Here is a 19290-nt window from a genome sequence, read left to right as displayed (position 1 = left end):
CCAACGATCGCCATCTTAGCAGTATTTACAAGTTTCCGTAGACGCGCTGAGCACCGGAGGACAGCGCCGCGGCGACCGAGTGGGCGGGGCTGTGGCCGAAGCCGACGGCCCAGGCAGTGCGATTGTGGTTGACCTGGTGGGCGACCTTGACGCAGGTGACGGTGGCCTCGTACAGGTCGATCTGGTGGAAGGCGAGGATCTCGACGTAGCGGCCGTTCTCGTTGAGGATGTGGCCAATCGCCGCCGCCGGCCCGGTTGCGGTGACCTCGCAGTGGGTCGTCTCGGGGGACGCGGTCTTCGAGGTGTGCGTGATCTCCGCCGCGTAGCGGTGCTCGCTCCAGCTCAGCTTGTCGACGCCCACGAGACCGATGTGCATTGTGGGCTCGGGCGCAAAGGTGGCCTTGAACAGGCCCCAGTCCATTCCACGGGCCTGGTCGCGCAGCTCCTTCGGCAGTTTGCTGTCGATCTCGTAGCGGATCTGGAACGGGTCGCGCGTTTCTACCTCGGGGGAGGAGGGAGCGCAAACGCGATTTGTGGTCGCCCACGGCGGGGTGATGGTGTTCTCAGTGAACGGGGTGGTGCTGGGAGCAGTGGCGGTCGGAGCCATTTCCGGTGTCCTTCGTGTGGGGTACGGGGGAGTGCCGGTCCTAGTTTCTGGGTTGCCCTAGCGACTACTTCCCCGTGCCACAAAGGCCGGCTAGTGGTGGCCGGGGTGCGTAGCCTTATCTACTAGGCGTACTAGGAGGACTGCTCGTGTCATGCGGGTCACAGTACCGGATGTGAACGTGACACGCAACGCCTCTTTCTCATTTTTCTGCAAAGGTGTCTCATTTCCACGGCTCTCGCCCGCCCTAAACTCGGCCATCCCGTTAGGGTTTACCTCCCGAAGCGGCGGAGGAACTCGGCCTCCGCGACCGCGATGCGCTCAATCTCGGTCGGATCAACGGACTCGTCGATGCCGTGGATGCCGCAGAGCGGCTCCTCGACGCCGAACAGGGCAATCTCGGCGTCGCCGAAGTGCTCTTGCAGCGTCGTGGTCAACGGGATGGAACCCCCGGAGCCGACGACGGCGAGGGAAGACGCACCGTAGGACTCCTTAAGGCACTCGCCCAGCAGGGTGATGGCGGGCCCCGAGATGTCGGTGGAGAAGGGCTCGTTGAGCTGGGAGACCTCCACGGTGACCTTCGCGCCCCACGGGGTGTTGGCGTAGATGTGCTGCTCCAGCTTGTCCGCGGTCTCGGCGGCGCTCATTCCGGCAGGCACACGCAGGTTGAACTGCGCGCTCGCGCGCGCGTTGATGGCGTTCAGGGCCTCGGAGACGGGCCGGGAGGTGAATCCGATCATGGTCACGGCGGGGCGTGCCCACACCATGTCACCGGGCTCGTCGTCGACGGTGCCGTAGATCTGGACGCCCTCGAGCACGCCGGCGTCCTTGCGGAAGGTCTCGCGGTCGTAAGCGTCACCCTCCCACGTACCCAGGCAATTGACGCCGTCGATGGTGGTGCGCCCGTGCTCGTCGAAAAGCGAGTTGGCAATGCGCACCAGGGCGTCGGCGGCGTCGGGGGCCGCTCCGCCGAAGCTGCCGGAGTGGACCTCGTCCTCGAGCGTCTCGACGCTGACGAGGACCTGAACCCCGCCGCGCAGCTGCGTGGTCAGGGTGGGGGAGCCCGCAGCAACGTTGCCGGAATCGGCGATGAGGATCGCGTCTGCGCGGAAAAGCTCTGGCGAGGACTCGATGAGCTTCTCCAGGCCGCCGTCGCCGCCGAACTCCTCGGAACCTTCCACGACGACTTTGAGGTTCATGCTGGGGCCGCCGGCGGCGTCGAGAAGCCGCAGCGCCTCGAGGTGCATGGCGAGGTTGCCCTTGCAGTCGGCGGCACCGCGGCCGTACCAGCGGCCACCGCGCTCGGTGAGCGTGAACGGGTCGGAGGTCCAGGCGGAGGGGTGGCCGGCGGGGACGACGTCGTAGTGGCTGTACAGGAGCACGGTGGGCGCGTCGGCGTCGATGACGCGGTTGCCGATGATGGTGTCGGCGTTATCAACGGTGGGGTGGCGCTCGACGTCGAAACCGAGCTCCTCGAGCGCGGTGACGGTCCACGCGCAGGCGGCCTCGTGCGAGTCGGCGAGCGCGGGCACGGAGTGGGGGGAGTTGAAGGACACGAGCGCCGACAAGTCGGCGAAGATGCGGTCCCTGTTGGGCGTGGGAAGAGTCATGATTCCGAACGTACCACCGGGCCCCGCCGGCTCCCCAGGACTTCCGCCTCAACCCGGACACCCCGAAATTGCGCCCGAAACCGCCGAATCCGAGCAATTTCGGGGTGTCCGGGTTTAGGGGGAAGCCCAACCCGGGCGTAAAATTCAGGCGACTGCATAACATCCCCAGAAAGGCCAGCTCAATGGCTCCCAACACCACCACGCTGCGCGAGTTAACGCTACGCGGCGTTATCATCGGCGGTCTCATCACCCTCGTGTTCACCGCCGCCAACGTCTACCTCGGTCTCAAAGTCGGCCTGACGTTCGCCACCTCCATTCCGGCCGCGGTGATCTCCATGGCGGTGCTGCGCCGCTTCGCGGGCCACAACATTCGCGAGAACAACATCGTGCAAACCATCGCGTCGGCGGCGGGCACCCTGTCCGCAATCATCTTCGTCCTGCCGGGCCTTGTCATGGTCGGTTACTGGACGGGCTTTCCTTTCTGGGTGACCATGCTCGTGTGCTCGCTCGGTGGCATCCTCGGCGTGATGTACTCGATCCCGCTGCGCCGCGCGCTGGTCACGGGCTCGGATCTGCCTTACCCGGAGGGCGTGGCGGCTGCTGAGGTGCTCCGAGTCGGCGACGACAGTGACGACGGCAGCGCGGCCGACCACGAGGCCAACACCCAGGGCCTGCGCGTGATTCTCATCGGCGCGCTCGCCTCCGCCGGGTACTCGCTGCTCGCTGCCATGAAGGGCGTGGCCAGCCAGGTCGTCGGGTACTTCCGCCTCGGCGGCGGCGGCACGATGGCCGGTGGCTCGCTGTCGCTGGCGCTCATCGGCGTCGGCCACCTCGTGGGGCTCAAGGTCGGTGTCGCAATGCTGGTCGGCGTTGTCATTTCCTTCCTGGTTCTGCTTCCCATCCGCTCGGCCGGGCTTATCGACGCCACCACCAACGCTTCCGGCCTCTCTGAGATCGTCTCCCACACTTTCTCTTCCGAGATCCGCTTCATCGGCGTCGGCACGATGGCGATCGCGGCCCTGTGGACGCTGGTCAAGATCGCGAAGCCGATCGTGACGGGTGTGGCGTCGTCCTTGGCGTCGTCGCGCGAGCGTTCTGCCGGCCACGAGGTCGACGTCACCGAGCGCGACATCCCGTTCCCCGTGGTGCTCGGTGTGATCGCGGCGTCGATGCTGCCGATCGGCCTGCTGCTGTGGAACTTCGTGCGCGGCACCGACATCCACGACCACGCTGTGGGACTGGTTACGCTGTCGGTAGTGTTCATCCTGCTCATCGGCCTGATTGTGGCGTCGGTGTGCGGGTACATGGCGGGCCTGATCGGCGCGTCGAACTCGCCGATTTCCTCTGTCGGCATCATCGCGGTGCTCTCGTGCGCGCTGCTGATCGCAGCGTTCACCGCGGGCAGCGGCGCGAACGGGACCTCGCTGGTGGCGTACACGCTGTTCACGGCGGCGATTGTGTTCGGCATCGCGACGATTTCCAACGACAACCTGCAGGACCTCAAAACCGGCCAGCTCGTCGGGGCGACGCCGTGGAAGCAGCAGGTGGCGCTGATTATCGGTGTCCTGTTCGGCTCGATCGTCATCCCGCCGATCATGCAGCTCATGCTCACCGGCTTCGGCTTCCAGGGCATGGAGGGCGCGGGCCCGGATGCGCTGGCGGCGCCGCAGGCCGCGCTGATGTCGTCCGTGGCCACCGGCATCTTCAGTGACTCGCTGAATTGGAACCTCATCGCGCTCGGCGCGGCCATCGGCGCCGCGCTCATTCTTATCGACGAAACCCTCACCCGCACCACCACGTCCTACGGGCTTCCCCCGCTGGCGGTAGGCATGGGCATGTACCTGCCCATCTCGCTGACTGTGATCATCCCGGTGGGTGCGATCCTGGGGTACTTCTACAACCGGTGGGCACAGCGCCAGGTGAACCCGGAGTCCGCGCAGCGCATGGGCACGCTCGCCGCGACGGGCCTGATCGTGGGCGAATCGCTGTTCGGCGTCGTCAACGCGGCCATTATCGCGGCGTCCGGCGGGGCGAGCCCGTTAGAGATCTTTACGGAGGGGCCGGTCACGAACGTCCTCGGTGTGGCTCTGTTCGCGGTGCTGATTGCGCTGGTGTACAGGGTGACGTTGAAGAAGGCGTCGACAAGCGTCTGATCTTCTTGCACTCGCCCGCTGAGACTGCTAAAAATGGGTTAGCACTCGCACCAGTCAAGTGCTAGAACGTTTTTGAGCGGGTGAGGCTGCCTCACTCACCAGCCGTGCCGTCGCGGGCGCCTGCTTGAATCCGACGTTGAGTGGCGCCATTTTCAATGAATCACTCTCAATGTAAGAGGAGCAGCTAACTCACATGGCAAAGATGATCGCATTCGACGAGGAAGCACGCCGCAGCCTGGAGAACGGGCTGAACACGCTGGCTGACGCCGTTAAGGTCACCCTCGGCCCGAAGGGCCGCAACGTTGTCCTGGAGAAGTCCTGGGGCGCGCCGACGATTACGAATGACGGCGTGACCATCGCCAAGGAAATCGAGCTCGAGGACCCGTACGAGAAGATCGGCGCCGAGCTGGTCAAGGAAGTTGCCAAGAAGACCGACGACGTCGCTGGCGACGGCACCACCACCGCCACCGTGCTGGCCCAGGCGCTCGTGCGCGAGGGTCTGCGCAACGTCGCGGCCGGCTCCAACCCGATGGGCATCAAGCGCGGCATCCAGGCCGCCACCGAGCGCGTCTCCAAGTACCTGCTGGAGACCGCTAAGGAGGTTGAGACCCAGGAGCAGATCGCCTCGACCGCAGGCATCTCCGCCGGCGACTCCTCCATCGGCGAGAAGATCGCTGAGGCAATGTACGCCGTGGGCAACGGCGCGGTGAACAAGGAATCCGTCATCACCGTCGAGGAGTCCAACACCTTCGGCGTGGACCTCGAGGTCACCGAGGGCATGCGCTTTGACAAGGGCTTCATCTCCGCGTACTTCGCCACTGATATGGAGCGCGGTGAGGCCGTGCTCGAGGACCCGTACATCCTCCTGGTCTCCGCGAAGATCTCCAACGTCAAGGACCTCCTGCCGGTGCTGGAGCAGGTTATGCAGTCCGGCAAGCCGCTGCTGATCATCGCCGAGGACGTAGAGGGCGAGGCGCTGTCCACCCTCGTGGTGAACAAGATCCGCGGCACCTTCAAGTCCGTCGCCGTCAAGGCACCGGGCTTCGGCGATCGCCGCAAGGCCATGCTGCAGGATCTCGCGATCCTCACCGGCGGCCAGGTCATCTCCGAGGAGGTCGGCCTGTCGCTGGAGACCGCTGACCTCGCTCTGCTGGGCCAGGCCCGCAAGGTTGTCATCACCAAGGACGAGACCACCATCGTCCAGGGCGCTGGCGAGCAGGCGCAGATCGACGGCCGCGTGAAGCAGATCCGCGCCGAGATCGAGAACTCCGACTCCGACTACGACCGCGAGAAGCTGCAGGAGCGCCTGGCCAAGCTGGCCGGCGGTGTTGCCGTGATCAAGGTCGGCGCCGCTACCGAGGTGGAGCTCAAGGAGCAGAAGCTGCGCATCGAGGACGCCGTGCGCAACGCCAAGGCTGCCGTGGAGGAGGGCATCGTCGCCGGCGGCGGCGTCGCGCTCCTGCAGGCCGCTAAGGAGCTCGAGGGTGACCTCGGGCTGGAGGGTGACGAGGCGACCGGCGTGAAGATCGTCCGCGAGTCCCTGTCCTCCCCGCTGAAGCAGATCGCCTTCAACGCCGGCCTGGAGCCGGGTGTTGTGGCTGACAAGGTGGCGAACCTCCCGGACGGCCAGGGCCTCAACGCCGCCACCGGCGAGTACGTCGACATGATGGCCGCGGGCATCAACGACCCGGCGAAGGTGACACGTTCCGCTCTGCAGAACGCCGCCTCCATCGCGGGCCTGTTCCTGACCACCGAGGCTGTCGTGGCCGACAAGCCGGAGCCGGCTGGTGCAGCGGGCGCCGGTATGGACCCGGAAGCCATGGGCATGATGTAAGAGCATCTCGCTTATCAACGAGGGCGCGCACCCGGAAGGGTGCGCGCCCTTTTGCGTGGCTCTGTGGAAGAAGAACCCACCTGGACGCGGGACATGTCTGAACTGCGAGGAGCGTTCCCGGGCTCACGGGTACTAGGAGCTGAATCCTTGGGGGCGCCGAGCGATTGGAAGAAACTCGACATTTGGGCTTGAGATTACCCTGGTCTTTCGTAATCTCAGCCCAAATCCCCTACCCCACATACCCCTTCAACCACTCCCGCTGCATGTCGTAGCTGTTGGCTACGGATTTGTTGTGGTCGGAGTCCGCAACTTCAGCGTATTCCACTGCCACGCCGCGCGAGGACCAGGTCGAGATGTTGGATTTGATGGATTCGCGGTTGACGGTGGTGTCTTGCATTCCCGCTACGACGTAGACGGGCCCTTGCGGTGTCATGAGCTCGAGGCGTTGTTCGTCGAGCAGGTCTTGCATGTGTTTCGTGCTGGCCTTGGAGACGAAGAGTTCGCCTCCTGAGGTGTTGTGCACTTCGTCACCAAGCTCGGGGAGTGTCAGTTCTTCGGCTTTGCGCACTAGTTCCGCTCCGCGTTCGCTGAGGAACTCGGTTGCGTCCACGCTCTCGAACGCGTTTTGCGCACCGGCGATGACGAGGGGGAAGAAGCGTACGGCACGGCCTTTGAGCATCTTTGCGACGTCCACAGGACGTATCCCCATCCGACGCAAGTTTTCGTTGACTAGCTCCGTATCTCCCGGGGCGATGGAGATGGTGGCGGCGAGGTTTGCAGCGGGAGAATCGGACGCTGCGAGGGAGGCGTAACCACCCTGGCTGAAACCAACGTTGACCCAGGTGCCGTCGGTGGAGAACTTGGCGGTAGTTTCTTCCACAAGCCGGTTGACGGAGGAGGCGAGGGAACCACGGTGCATGTATGTTGCGGGGACGTCTTCGACGCCAAGGCCCTCGTAGTCAGGCTGGGCCACGATGAACCCGTCATCTAGCCAGCGTTGCAGGTAGGCAGTCCAGTGAGGGATGTAGCGCTCGATCGGGCCGCCTGCGGTGTGCAGGGAGGGGGCACTGCCGGTAGATAGGCCCGTCGTGCCGTGAGCCCAGCTGAGGATGGCCCCGTCGGTGCGGAGGTCGGCGGGCATTGTGACCAAACCCGTCATGGGGACCTCGCCGCGGGCACCGTTGGCTAAGTACCGCACCCGGTAAGTCGTCCCACCCTGCGGTGCGGCGGGGACACTGTCGCTGGGAACTTCACACCACTCGGCATCGGTGCTCATAAATACTCCTTCATTGCGGGAAGCTCGGATCGTCTCCTACCACAATAGTTTGTGCGCCCAAAAATTCGAGCATCGAGCTTGTCACCCCCGGACTGGGGTAATTTCTGACATTACGCGCGAGCGCGCGATTCAGATACTTTCGCTCCGGCCATAATCTTCGTTTCAGGGGACGGGGTCGATTTAAACTCTCGTTCATCTCACCCGGGGTAATGTGGCAGGTAACCGAAATTCAGAAAAGATACTCGTTCACTGAATGTTTACTTCCCAGTCTTGAAGCAGCATGAAGTCGGTGTGAAAAGTGGTTGCGGAAAAGTTGACGGATTGTATGCGTATGGCACAATGTTCTCTGTGACACCCGAGCGGGTGTCAAGGCCCAGTCACAGATGCCATCTGGCACCTCACTTCTGAAGGGGAAATCCATGGATTTCGAGATCATCCAGCTTCACCTCAACAACTTCGTCAACACTTGGAAGGGTTGGCAGCTCGTCCTCGAGGGCGCGATTCACCTGAACGACCTGTCTTCCACGTTCGAGAGCGATTCTGCCGCAGCCCCCTCGTCTGTCCTGTCCTCCGTGCTCGAGGGCACTTCTGAAGCACGCGCCACGTCTAGCCTGTCCTCTAACTAACTCACTACTTGAAGGAGTAAAGCATGTCCTCGTTCTCTAAAATCCAGGATCTGTTCTTCGGCACCAACGTTGCCGCTGAGAAGGCAGGCGGAGGAATTGATGCCACTGACCGCCTCGGCATCATTGACTACATCCACCCGTTCCTTGACCTCGCTGAGGGTTTCTCCAAGCTGATCAGCTTGATCTCCTAAGGCTTTCACTGCCAAAAAGCCTCGAGTTTTCTCCGCCCTTCCCCGAGGGGCGGAGTTTTTCTATGCCCGGACCGGGAATTTGTTAGTATCCCAAAAATGAAGACTAAAATCTAACCCACCCTCACCGCGGTAGCGGCGACGCTCGTCGTTTTCGCCCCCTCCGCGCAGGCAGTGGGGGAGCCGGGCACGCTCGTAAACATCGGAGACTCCATCGCCGCTGACCCGACGGTGAACGATTGGTTCCCGTACTGGGTGAATATCCCGACGGTGGCACGTGCGGCGTCGCCAATTGGGTGCCCCACGGGAGCGAACACATTTGGCAAGCAGGTCGCCCGCGGCCTCGGGTTGGACGAGCTCGACTACTCGTGCACGGGCATGGCCGCGACGAAGCCGAAGAACAAGAGTCTGGGGGAGACGTTCGCCACCGCGATTGCCGATGGGGCGCTGAGTGTGAACACGCGGCGGGTACTTGTGACGATCGGTGCGAATGATGCCTACGACGCGACGTACAACCCAGCACCCGGGAATGTGGACGCTTTTGTGGAGGCGGCTGCTGGCGCCGTCGACGAGATTAAAGCTGCTGCCCCCAACGCGCGCGTGCAAATAGTTGGGTACCCCACGATCGCGGATGGGGACTTCATCTGCCCGTTGCACGTTATCCCGAGCGGTATTGCGGCAGCGCCCGCGGTATCCGTTCCGCAGGTGCGTGCCGTGGAGGTGGTCGCGCAGGAAATGCAGGTGCGGTTGGCGCAGCGTACGGGCGTGGAGTTCGTGGATATGAAACCGTCGACGGCGGCAAACGGGATGTGTTCGCCTGATGGGCAGCGACAGTACGCCGGTGTCATCGATACGACTGGGCCGGGGAACAACTTGCCGTTCCACGCTAATGCGGCGGGGCATGCGCATATTGCGGAGGTGTTGTTGCGGAGCTGAGTTAGCGCCAGCCAAGCGCACAGGGTAGGTGGGCGGTAGAGTTGCGTGTATGGCTGACCAGAACGCTGATGACTTGCCGATGCTCGACCTCGCCGAAACCGAGGGTTACGTCGTCGATGACTCCGACGAGGACGATCCGGTTCTGCTGCAGGCCGACGGCACACCTATTGAGACGTGGCGCGAGAACTATCCCTACGACGAGCGGGTGACGCGCGACGAGTACGAAAAGACGAAGCGCGCGCTGCAGATCGAGCTGCTGAAGTGGCAGAACTGGACCAAGGATACCGGTCAGCGCCATATCATCCTCTTTGAGGGGCGCGACGCGGCCGGCAAGGGCGGCACGATCAAGCGGTTCAATGAGCACCTCAATCCGCGTGGTGCTCGGACGGTGGCGTTGGAGAAGCCGTCGCCACGCGAAAGCACCTCCTGGTACTTCCAGCGCTACATCCAGCACTTCCCGGCCGCCGGTGAGATCGTCTTCTTCGACCGGTCCTGGTACAACCGCTCCGGCGTGGAGCGCGTCATGGGTTTTTGCACCGAATCGCAGCACGCGGAGTTTCTTCGTGAGGTCCCCATGCTCGAGAACATGATCCTCGGCTCCGGCATTTCGCTGACCAAGTTTTGGTTCTCCGTCACGCAGAAAGAGCAGCGCACGCGATTCGCCATCCGCCAGGTCGACCCAGTGCGCCAGTGGAAGCTCTCGCCGATGGACCTCGCCTCCCTGGACAAGTGGGACGACTACACCCGCGCGAAGGAGGAGCAGTTCCGCTACACGGACACCGATGAATCGCCCTGGATCACCATCAAATCCAACGACAAGAAGCGCGCCCGCATCAACGCCATGCGCTACATCTTGAGCAAGTTCGAGTACACGAACAAGGATCACGAGGTCGTCGGCGAGCCGGACCCGCAAATTGTCAAGCGCGGCCGCGACCAAATCGGTGACTAGCGTGCTGGTTACGCGCGAGATGGTCGGCGAGGTCGCAGTCCTTACCCTAAACCGTGACGAGAAGCGCAACGCACTCTCGCTCGCGCTTATCGACGCCCTCCGCAACGCCGTTGAGGAACCCGGCGACGCCCGGGCACTCATGATCACCGGTGCCGGCAGCGCCTTCAGCGCCGGCGCCGACCTCGCCGAGGACAAGGTGGGCGGGGACTTTTTCGGGGCATTTTTCTCCCTTGTGCGCGCGCTTCGCACCAGCCCCCTACCCGTGATCGCGTACGTCAACGGCCCAGCCATCGGCGCGGGGATGATGCTGACCATGGCGTGCGATATCCGCGTCGCGACGCCTGAGTCCTACTTCTCGGTACCGGTCGGGGACATGGCCATCGGCGTCGACGAGTGGGTGGTGGGCACGCTGTCCTCCCTTGTGGGAGGGTCGCGCGCCCGGGTCATGCTCATCGCGGGCACGGCGCTGGACGCATCCGAAGCTGCGTCGTGCGGGTACTGTTTGCCCGGTGACCGCGAGGCGGCCCTGCACCTGGCTCAAACGGCAGCGGCGAAGGCGCCGCTGACTGTGCGCAACATCAAGGCCGAGTTCGCCCCGGACCTGGTATCGGAGCGGCAGCGCGAGGCGGCGCGGCGGGCGCCGTTCGCTTCCAGCGATAGTGCAGAGGCGTTGCGTGCGCGCCGGGAAAGGCGCGCGCCGCGGTTTACGGGGGAGTAGGTGGGCACAGGTCGAAGCCGTTGCCCGGGCTACATTTCGCCTTCTACAAACCCGTTCCGGCGATAAGTTCACAGTAGTAATTTTTCCCTGAGAATTTTGTAAGTAACGTACGGGTATCCTCTGGCGAAGTATTAGAAAATAGTGGAGGATTTCGTGTTTTCCGTGCGGAGCTAGTGAAGTGAAAGGGCCGAACAACTCCATGTCTCTTCCTGCTATGCAGGACTGAACCGCTGAACACCGCCCCGGCCACCCCGAACGACGGCACCGATGGCGCCGTGACCACGCAATATGTCGATGTCACAGTGAACAAGACCGTCAACGGCGTCAACGTCGATGGAGAGAACACTGGTGCCGGTGCCGTCTTTGAGATTTACGAATGCACCGCACAGGACTCCGGTACCGGTTACACCGTGGCGGACGGGGCAACCCCGCTGACAGGCACCAATGCTCTAGGCAATGCCGCGGCAGAAACTCCCGCAATCACCACCGCCGGTGGTGACGCGAACGCTGCAGCCGCCGCCAACGGTTACGCCCTCCAGTTCGACCCGGAGAAGCAGTACTGCGCCGTGGAGACCAAGGCTCCGGCCGGCTACATGCGCAACCCGATCCCGACTCCGCTGGACCTGACCACCGAGGGCACCGAGACTACCCGCCCGATCTACACGGCCAAAGTCAACAACGTGCGCGACAACATCTTCGATCGCCTGCCCGCCACTGGTGAGCGCACCATGATCGCCCTGCTCGCTATCGGCTTGGTGCTCTTCGCTGGCGGTGCCGCCTACCAGCTGCGCCGTAAGAACGCCTAAGGCATTCCAGCTCGCGGAAAGGACACCCCGATGACACCACGTGGAAGACTGCGCGGTAGCGCCGCGGCGGCTGCGGTACTCGCGTTCGCCGTGCCGGCGACGCTGCGCGCTGTCACGCCTGCCGCGTACGCGCAGGCGACCGGCACGATCACGGTCGACCTTGTGGAGTCGGTGGGGGCGGACTGGTTCGCCGAGATCGGCGACCGCGAGGTGGTGCTGCGCCGCGTCGAGGGCATCGACCCGACCACGGCGGCGGGGCAAGCGCAGCTCGGCGAGCTGGATATCCCGGCACTTGTGCGCTCCGGCACTACCTTCCCGGAGGTGGACCGCGCCACCACGTCTGGCGGACTCGCCCGGTTCACCAGCGTCGAGCAGGGTGTCTACCTTGTCGAGGTGCTCGACAGTGCCGAAACCCGCGATGCCAGAGTCTCCTACTCGCCGGTAGTCGTTGTCGTGGTCGACGGGTCGCTCGCACGCACCGTCGCCCCGAAGGCGCAGGTGCTCGGCGCGGCCTCCAACCCGCTGACCGCGTGCACCACGCCGGGCTGGCTGGACGCCTCCGCGCCTGGCAAGTACGTCGAGTACGACTACGCCTTCAACCTGCCCAACCCGAGCACTGATGGGACCATCTCCGCATACGAGGTGTCCTTCGAGTTCTCTCTCGGGCACACCGTGCAGTGGGAGAGCCGGCCCGTTGTCGTGCAAGCGGCGGCGGCCGGCCGGAATGCCCTTGCAGCGGCTCGGGCCGGCGACCCCAATGCGCGCGTTGAGGTGCGCGTGCCCGCCCTGACCAACATGATTGGCCCGTGGGGTACCGTGAGCAGGGGACAGGTCCTGGGCACCCTCGAGACCACCGCGACGCTGCGCACCGATGGGATGGATGCGTTGCGCACGCCCGTCGAGGTGTTTAACACGAGCCACGTCAACGTGATTTCGCGCCAGGCTTGTGTCGTCACGGCCGACGGCGGCGGTGACGGCGGTGGTGGCGACGGGCCCGGTGGCCCGGGCGGATCCCCCGGATCCACCGGCACGGTCGGGTTCCCGGGATCCCCGGGCACTGATTCGACGGGTGGCCAGGGACAGCCCGGCCAGCCGGGGGAGACCCGCGGTGGAGACGGGGCGGGCTCCGACGGCCAGCGTGGCAGCGGCCAGCGCACAGGCCTCGCATCTACCGGCGCCGGTGTGCTCGGAATCACCGGAATAGCGCTGCTGCTTGTTGTGTTGGGACTGTTGATACGTCGACGCGACCGCAAGGAAGAGCAACACACGCTGTGACAGCCAAACTCACGAAGCCGGGCACGCCCCGGGCCGCGAAACCGGCGCGGCGGGGCAACGTGTTCTCGCTGATCATCCTGTTGCTCGGCGCGGCCCTCCTGCTTTACCCGGTTGTGTCGACCCTGGCCAACCACTACACCACGATTCGCCAGAACGAGGTGTATTCGGGAGCGTTGGCGTCGTTAAACGATGAAGCGAAAGCCGAGCAGCTGCGCCTCGCGCACGAATACAACGACTGGCTGCTCGCCTCCGGCACCCACGCCCGCCCGCCGGTTCAGGGCGACGACGGGTTCGACTACTACATGTCGCAGCTCAACCTGCCCGAGAACTACTCCACCATCGCGCGCATCCGCATCCCCGCCATCAACGTCGGCCTCCCCGTCTTCCACACCACCGCGCCGAAGGTGCTCTACGACGGTGCCGGCCACATGTACGGCTCGACCCTGCCCGTCGGTGGCGAGGGGACCAACGCCGTGATCTCCGCGCATACCGGCATGGTCAACGCCGCCATGTTCGACCAGCTTCCCATGCTCAAAGAAGGCGACGACATCTACATCGACGTCATGGGGCAGCGCCTGCGCTACCAGATGACGGGGCGCGAGGTGGTCAAGCCCGAGGCCTAGGACCGAGTGACCTACGAGCCCGGCAAGGACAAAGTCACGCTGATCACCTGCACCCCCTACGGGCTGAATACCGACAGGCTGTTGGTCCACGCCGAGCGTGTGCCGTTGGATGCGAATGCGCCCGAGCCGGAAGTAAGCGGTTGGGCGTGGTCGTGGTGGATGATCGCCGTGGTCGCGTTGGTGTCCTTCGTGTTACTGCTCATCCTGTGGCGGGCGTTGGCGCAGCGGCGGGCTGCTGGTGGGGTGTGAGGGCACCGAAACCTTGTACGGTACTTTCGCAGGTATCTTTAATCAATTTGCTGCAGCGATTGGCCCACGTATCTGGACCTGCTTCAGCCGCATCCCTACTCACACTGGAGGTTTCTAAATGATCAGAATCCAGACGCTAGCTCGCCTATTGGCCATTTCCACCTCGGTGTCGCTCGCGTTAGGGGTGGTCTCTGCGCCGACGGCGCACTCGATTGAAAACGGTGAAACCCCGGCAGATCAAGACGTGAGAAGCAGGGCGGTGGTGAGCATTTTCAATACAGCGCCGGGCGCTGGTGCGGGAACTTTGTGCACGGGAACCGCCGTTGCCAACCCAGGTGAGCCGACAAGTCAGTGGGTGTTAACGGCTCGCCATTGTCTCATGCGAGCAGAAGTCGAACAGAAGTCGGACTTCACGGCGATATACGAAGCCGATTTTGACGGCGGCGTTTCCACTACCCAGAAGCCTTTGGCGGTTGTAGAACGGGAAGACCGTGAACTCGCCGCCGAGGTCAGAGATCAGGTTGAAAGCCTGCAACCTCAGTGGAGCCAGATCGACCCCGGCCCCATCATCGGCATACTTGCTGGTCTAGGCGCGATTGGATCGCTCATTGCGATTATTATCGCCCTCGCCGGCGGTGGAAGTGGTTCAAGCTCCGCGGCCACAGATTCGACTGAAGAACCAACGCCGGAAGAGACGCCTAGCCCCACTGAGTCTCCTAAGCCGCAGCTCAAAGAGCTTGTTCCGCCAAGCGCGGACAAGCCGGTGATAACGAATCTCTCGATAACAACTTTCGACGGGAATCGCTACGAGGCAGTCGACATCGCCTACCCTGCTGACGGATCAGATATCGCGTTTATTCAGTTGAAGTCACCGCTCGTAGGAATTCGTCCCATGACTGTTTCCCGTAGCCCGGTTGAGGTTGGTGGTGCCGTAACTCAGTACGGTCAAGCAATGGATCGGGTGACGCGAATGGCCAACGGAGTTATCGCGCGAGAGACGTCTTTGCAGTACGTTGTCGGAACCAAGAATCCAGCCCGAGTTTTAGAAAAGCCGTATCCGGTTGTCAACCTTATTCTTGGGGAAGGGCAACAGACAGCGCAGTATGGTGATTCGGGCGGGCCCATTTTCCGGGGGGATTCCGAAGAAGTGCTCGCAGTTCATTCGCTCCGCAGCAAGGATCTGCGAGAGAGCAAAGACCCGCTGATCTACGAAGGTAAGGCCTACGACCATCTAGCCACATGGGCAATGCTTCTCAATGGCGGTGCTATGTCGGAGTGGATTGAGAGAGTTCTCTCAACGTAGGTGCTGCTTGTGGGGACCTGAGCCGTCAATCTCCCCACAGTTTGGTGCGGCGGCGGGTTGCTGCTTTGGCAACCCCGGTGCACGTATTCTTTGAGCGGTGCTTCACCATGATCCCGTTGCGCTACGTGAATAACGCGTGCAGCGTCGGCGGTGGAGAAATCGTCCACAGGTGCGTTTTATTGTTTCCAGTGTTATTTCGCCCGGTCAGATGTCACGGTGAAGCCCCGCCGCGGGGTAAAACCCCAGGTGAGCACCTGTCTGAAACCGTTGACTGTGACATTCCACCCCCGCGATGTCACACCCAACCGCGACGCGACCTACCCCCGCGGTTCGATCGGGTTGCCCTGCCACACGGTCGACCCCGGTACCTGGTCGCCGCGCATCATCAGCGAGCCCGGCCACACCGTCGCGCCGTCGCCGATCACAGAAGCGGGCAGGGCGACGGAGTGGGCCGCGAGCGTGGCACCGTCGCCGAGCGTCACCTCATCCAGCGACATCACGCGGTCCTGGAACAGGTGCGTTTGCACCACGGTGCCTGGCCCCACCGTCGCGCCCGCGCCGACCACGCACAGGTCGGTCTCCGGGAACCAGTAGGAGTCGATCCACGCGCCGCGGCCGACCCGAACCCCCAGCAAACGCAGCGCCAGGTTCATCTCGGCGGTGCCGTAGGCGTGGGTGAAGAACCACGGCGCGGCGACCATCTCCACGAACTGGTCCTGCAGCTCGTTGAACCACACGAACCAGCTGTACAACGGGTGCTCACCGGGGACGTGGCGGCCGACGCAGACCCACTTGACCAACGCGGTCATCAACACCGCAGCAATACCGACGGCCATGAACGCCAGCCCGCCCAGCGCGTAGGCCCACCACCCGAGCTGCACCAGCGCGAAGTGCACCAGCGCGATGAACGCGGCGGCGAGCACACCGTGGCCCATGGGGGCGAGCAGGCGCAGCGTCTCCACGAATCCGCGCTTGCGCTTCACGCTCGCGGACGGCCTGTACGTCAACGCCTCACCACCCAGCGCCGTGACCTCCACGCGGCGCATCCGCTCCGGGGGCGAGCCCCACCAATTGGAGCCCGACTTGGACTTCTTCGGCGTGGAGGACAGCACGGCCACCAGGGAGTTCTTGGCCAGCTTGCGGCCGGGCTCGGTGATGCCGGAGTTGCCCACGAAGGACCGTTTGCCGATTGTGGTTTCACCCGTGCGCATCCACCCGTGGCCGAGCTCGTAGGTGCCCACGAGCGTGTCGTCGGCGAGGAACGCGCCGTCCTTGACGGTGGTCAGCTTCGGGATCATCAGCGCCGTGGAAATTTCCACGTCCTGGCCCACGGTCGCACCCAGCGAGCGCAGCCAGCGCGGGGTCAGGCCGCCGGCGTAGACGGGGAAGAAACGCGTGCGGGCGTCGTCAAGCAGGCGCGTGATGGTCCACAGGCGCCAGCCCTGCGCGGATCGCACGGGGCTGACACCGGGGCGCAGGCCCAGCGAGCTCAGACGCACGCCGACCCAGGTCAGCGCGGAGTAGAGGCCCAGGTAGACCAGGGCGCCGACGGGGGCGAACAGCAGCGCACCGATGTACGGGCTGCCACCGGTGAGCGCAATCAACCCAAGCACGGCGGCCACGCCAGCCAGCGCGGAAACAACCGGCACGGCCGCGAGCAGCAGCGCGGTGGCGCCGTAGAGCCACGCCCAGTAGCGGCGGCGCGGCGGGTGGTAATCGGGGAAGCGCTGCTTCGAGCGGCCCACCTTGCGCGCGGGCGAGCCCGCCCAGCGCGCGCCCTTCTTCACGGGCTTGTCGCCGGTCACTGTGGACCCGGGCTCAATGTGAGCGCCGGCGTGAATGTCGGCGCCGGGCAGCAGGGTCGAGCGCGCGCCGACGCGGGCGTCGTCACCGATTGTGACGGCGCCCACGCGCAGGACATCACCGTCGAGCCAGTAACCGGACAGGTCGACCTCGGGCTCGATGGCGGCGTTGTCGCCGAGCGTAAGCAGGCCCGTCGTCGGGGGCACGGTGTGCATATCGACGCCCCGCCCAACGCTCGCCCCCAGCAGCCGGGCGAAGTACGCCACCCACGTCGAACCGGAGACGTTCAGCGCACCGGAGGCCGCGACCCAGCGTTCCGCCGCCCACAGGCGCAGGTGGACGCGGCCGCCGCGCGGGTACTCACCGGGCCGGATGCGCCCGCGGATGAGGCGCGCGCCCAGGGCACCGAGGGGCAGGCGGCCGACCGGGGTGCACAATACGACGAACAGCACCGCGAGCGCGGTCCAGCTCAGCGACACCCAGCCGAGCGCGTTGGCGATAATCGCCCACCACGTGACAAACGTCGCCGCGTGCAGCGTCATCGCGGGGATCTGGATGAGTAACTGCGCAACCCGCGTACCCGCCGAGACAGGCTTGACGTGGCGCGTCTCCACTGCGGCGGCGGCCCCGAGGGAGTCGACGTAGTTCGCCAGCGCCTCGAGGCGCGGGTGGTCGTAGAGGTCGCGCACCGCGATCGTGGGCACGCGCTCGCGCAAGCGCGCCACCAGCGACGCGGCGGCGAGCGAGGAGCCGCCGAGCTCGAAGAAGTCCGCGTCGCGCGATTGCGCGGGCAAGCCGAGAACGTCGAGCCACACCGCGGCCAGCCACGTTTCGGTCGGCGTCATACCGTCGACGTCGACAGACGCGGGCAGCGGCCACGGCAGTGCCTTCTTGTCCACCTTGCCGGAGGTGCGGATCGGCAGCTCGTCCATGACGTGCAGGCGCGGTACGAGCGCGGCGGGCATCAGCTCGGCGAGGCGCTCGCGCAACTCCGGCACGTTCAGCGTCGCGCCTTCGTCAGGCGAGACGTAACCGACGAGCACCTTGTCGCCCGCGCCGGTGGTCTGGACGGCGACGGCGGAGTTGTAGACGCCGGGCAGGGCCGCCACGTTCGCCTCGACCTCACCGAGCTCGATGCGCCGGCCGCCGATCTTGACCTGGTCGTCGGCGCGCCCGATGAACGCCAGGCCGTCTGCGGTGGGGCGCACGTTGTCACCGGTGCGGTAGGCGCGCTCCCACGCGGGCCCGCCGGGTTGGTTCAGGGGCGCGTACTTCTCCGCGTCCTTCGCCGAGTCGAGGTAGCGGGCTAGGCCCACGCCGCCGATGACGAGCTCACCGCCCGCGCCGGGCTCGGTCTCCGCCACGTGCAGGTCCCAGCCGTCGAGCGCCCAGCCGATGGTGACCGGCTTGCCCGGCTCCAGGCGCGCGGCCGAGGCCACGACGGTCGCCTCGGTCGGGCCGTAGGTGTTCCACATCTCGCGGTCCGGGGTGGCGAGGCGCTCCACGAGTTCCTGCGAGCAGGCCTCGCCGCCGACGATGAGCAGGCGCACGTTGTCCAGCGCCTCCGCGGGCCAGAGCCCTGCGAGGGTGGGCACGGTGGAGACCACGGTAATGTCGCGGCGGATCAGCCACGGCCCCAGGTCCTGGCCGGAGCGCACCAGCGAGCGCGGCGCGGGCACCAGGCAGGCGCCGTGGCCCCACGCCAGCCACATCTCCTCGCAGGAGGCGTCGAAGGCGACCGACAAACCGGCCAGCACCCGGTCGTCGGGACCCAGCGGCTGGTCCTGGCAGAACAGGCGCGCCTCGGCGTCCACGAACGCGGCGGCCGAGCGGTGCGTTACCGCCACGCCCTTGGGGGTGCCGGTGGAGCCGGAGGTGAAGATGATCCAGCAGTCGTCGTCGAGATGCGGCAGCTCGGTGTCCCCGGGGCGTGCGGGCGTGAGCGCGCGGAAGCCGTCGTCGGAGAACAGACCGTTGATGCGGGCCTCGTCGAAAACCAGCTCGGCGCGCTCGTCGGGGTCGTCCGCGTCGACGGGTACGTACGCGCATCCCGCCCACATGGTGGCCAGGATGGCGACGTAGAGATCGCGGTTTCCCGACGTCATTCGCACGCCGATCCTGTCCCCCCGGCGGATTCCGTTGCGGTGCAGCTCGGCGGCGTAGGCGGCGACCTGCTCGGTCAGCTCGGCGTAGGTCAGAACATCGCCGACCCCGTCGTCGATGGCGGCGGCGTCGGGGTATGTTTCGGCGGTGGTGGTGAGGACGTCGATAAGCGTGCGCGGTTCGGGGGCGAGATGGGAGCGCAGGAGCTTGTCGTTCATGGCTTACAGGATAGTG

At 65.0% G+C, this 19290-nt stretch carries 16 protein-coding genes; 12 read left to right on the top strand and 4 right to left on the bottom strand.

All coding sequences use genetic code 11. The features are described from left to right. Positions 1-25: 25 nt before the first annotated feature. Together G7Y29_RS09345 and G7Y29_RS09340 are read right to left on the bottom strand one after the other, a co-directional pair. Positions 26-607 (bottom strand): acetyl-CoA acetyltransferase, encoded by a 582-nt coding sequence (locus G7Y29_RS09345; RefSeq protein WP_165002312.1) that lies wholly within the window; start codon positions 605-607, stop codon positions 26-28. Positions 608-876: 269 nt separating this feature from the next. Beyond that, positions 877-2214 (bottom strand): M20/M25/M40 family metallo-hydrolase, encoded by a 1338-nt coding sequence (locus G7Y29_RS09340; RefSeq protein ID WP_165002311.1) that lies wholly within the window; start codon positions 2212-2214, stop codon positions 877-879. A 182-nt stretch (positions 2215-2396) separates the two neighbouring features. On the opposite strand from G7Y29_RS09340, the gene G7Y29_RS09335 reads away from it, so the two are divergent. Together G7Y29_RS09335 and groL are read left to right on the top strand one after the other, a co-directional pair. Beyond that, positions 2397-4367 carry an OPT family oligopeptide transporter gene (locus tag G7Y29_RS09335; protein ID WP_165002310.1) on the top strand — a complete coding sequence of 657 codons (1971 nt, stop codon included), beginning with the start codon at positions 2397-2399 and terminating at the stop codon, positions 4365-4367. 193 nt (positions 4368-4560) lie between these two features. After that, the gene (gene groL, locus G7Y29_RS09330; RefSeq protein ID WP_165002309.1) at positions 4561-6201 is read left to right on the top strand and encodes a chaperonin GroEL; all 1641 of its coding nucleotides are present in this window, start codon (positions 4561-4563) and stop codon (positions 6199-6201) included. Positions 6202-6430: 229 nt separating this feature from the next. Here the strand turns inward: groL and G7Y29_RS09325 are convergent, their stop codons facing one another. Beyond that, complete coding sequence (locus G7Y29_RS09325; protein ID WP_165002308.1) at positions 6431-7477, bottom strand: lipase family protein; 1047 nt, start codon at positions 7475-7477, stop codon at positions 6431-6433. Between the two features lie 419 nt (positions 7478-7896). Here G7Y29_RS09325 and G7Y29_RS09320 point away from each other — a divergent pair, with 419 nt between their 5' ends. From G7Y29_RS09320 to G7Y29_RS09280, 10 genes are all read left to right on the top strand, one after another. Beyond that, the gene (locus G7Y29_RS09320) at positions 7897-8103 is read left to right on the top strand and encodes a hypothetical protein (RefSeq protein ID WP_165002307.1); all 207 of its coding nucleotides are present in this window, start codon (positions 7897-7899) and stop codon (positions 8101-8103) included. A gap of 23 nt (positions 8104-8126) precedes the next feature. After that, positions 8127-8294 (top strand): hypothetical protein, encoded by a 168-nt coding sequence (locus G7Y29_RS09315; protein ID WP_165002306.1) that lies wholly within the window; start codon positions 8127-8129, stop codon positions 8292-8294. A 171-nt stretch (positions 8295-8465) separates the two neighbouring features. After that, positions 8466-9227 (top strand): GDSL-type esterase/lipase family protein, encoded by a 762-nt coding sequence (locus tag G7Y29_RS09310; protein WP_165002305.1) that lies wholly within the window; start codon positions 8466-8468, stop codon positions 9225-9227. 49 nt (positions 9228-9276) lie between these two features. Beyond that, positions 9277-10176: a polyphosphate kinase 2 gene (gene ppk2 / locus G7Y29_RS09305; RefSeq protein WP_165002304.1), complete on the top strand. Its 900-nt coding sequence runs from the start codon at positions 9277-9279 to the stop codon at positions 10174-10176. A 1-nt stretch (position 10177) separates the two neighbouring features. Beyond that, positions 10178-10894: an enoyl-CoA hydratase-related protein gene (locus G7Y29_RS09300; RefSeq protein ID WP_235933540.1), complete on the top strand. Its 717-nt coding sequence runs from the start codon at positions 10178-10180 to the stop codon at positions 10892-10894. A 275-nt stretch (positions 10895-11169) separates the two neighbouring features. Beyond that, positions 11170-11700, top strand: a complete 531-nt coding sequence (locus tag G7Y29_RS09295) for an LPXTG cell wall anchor domain-containing protein (protein WP_165002303.1) — start codon at positions 11170-11172, stop codon at positions 11698-11700. 30 nt (positions 11701-11730) lie between these two features. After that, a complete protein-coding gene (locus tag G7Y29_RS09290) occupies positions 11731-12975 on the top strand; it encodes a hypothetical protein (protein WP_165002302.1) in 1245 nt (414 codons plus the stop codon). Further along, on the top strand, positions 12972-13598 hold the full coding sequence (locus G7Y29_RS09285) for a class C sortase (RefSeq protein WP_249399746.1): 627 nt from the start codon (positions 12972-12974) through the stop codon (positions 13596-13598). Before G7Y29_RS09290 ends, G7Y29_RS09285 begins: the two co-directional genes overlap by 4 nt. Positions 13599-13604: 6 nt before the next feature. Continuing rightward, the gene (locus tag G7Y29_RS10885) at positions 13605-13847 is read left to right on the top strand and encodes a DUF4381 domain-containing protein (RefSeq protein ID WP_249399745.1); all 243 of its coding nucleotides are present in this window, start codon (positions 13605-13607) and stop codon (positions 13845-13847) included. Between the two features lie 118 nt (positions 13848-13965). Next, a complete protein-coding gene (locus tag G7Y29_RS09280; protein ID WP_165002301.1) occupies positions 13966-15150 on the top strand; it encodes a trypsin-like peptidase domain-containing protein in 1185 nt (394 codons plus the stop codon). Between the two features lie 317 nt (positions 15151-15467). Here G7Y29_RS09280 and G7Y29_RS09275 read toward each other — a convergent pair whose 3' ends face one another. Continuing rightward, positions 15468-19274, bottom strand: a complete 3807-nt coding sequence (locus tag G7Y29_RS09275) for a Pls/PosA family non-ribosomal peptide synthetase (RefSeq protein WP_165002300.1) — start codon at positions 19272-19274, stop codon at positions 15468-15470. Between the last annotated feature and the right edge of the window lie 16 nt (positions 19275-19290).

This window comes from Corynebacterium qintianiae (genome assembly GCF_011038645.2).
In the GTDB taxonomy this organism is placed as follows: domain Bacteria; phylum Actinomycetota; class Actinomycetes; order Mycobacteriales; family Mycobacteriaceae; genus Corynebacterium; species Corynebacterium qintianiae.
Note: the sequence above shows the minus strand (reverse complement) of the source record. Positions and strands in the feature narration are given on the sequence as shown.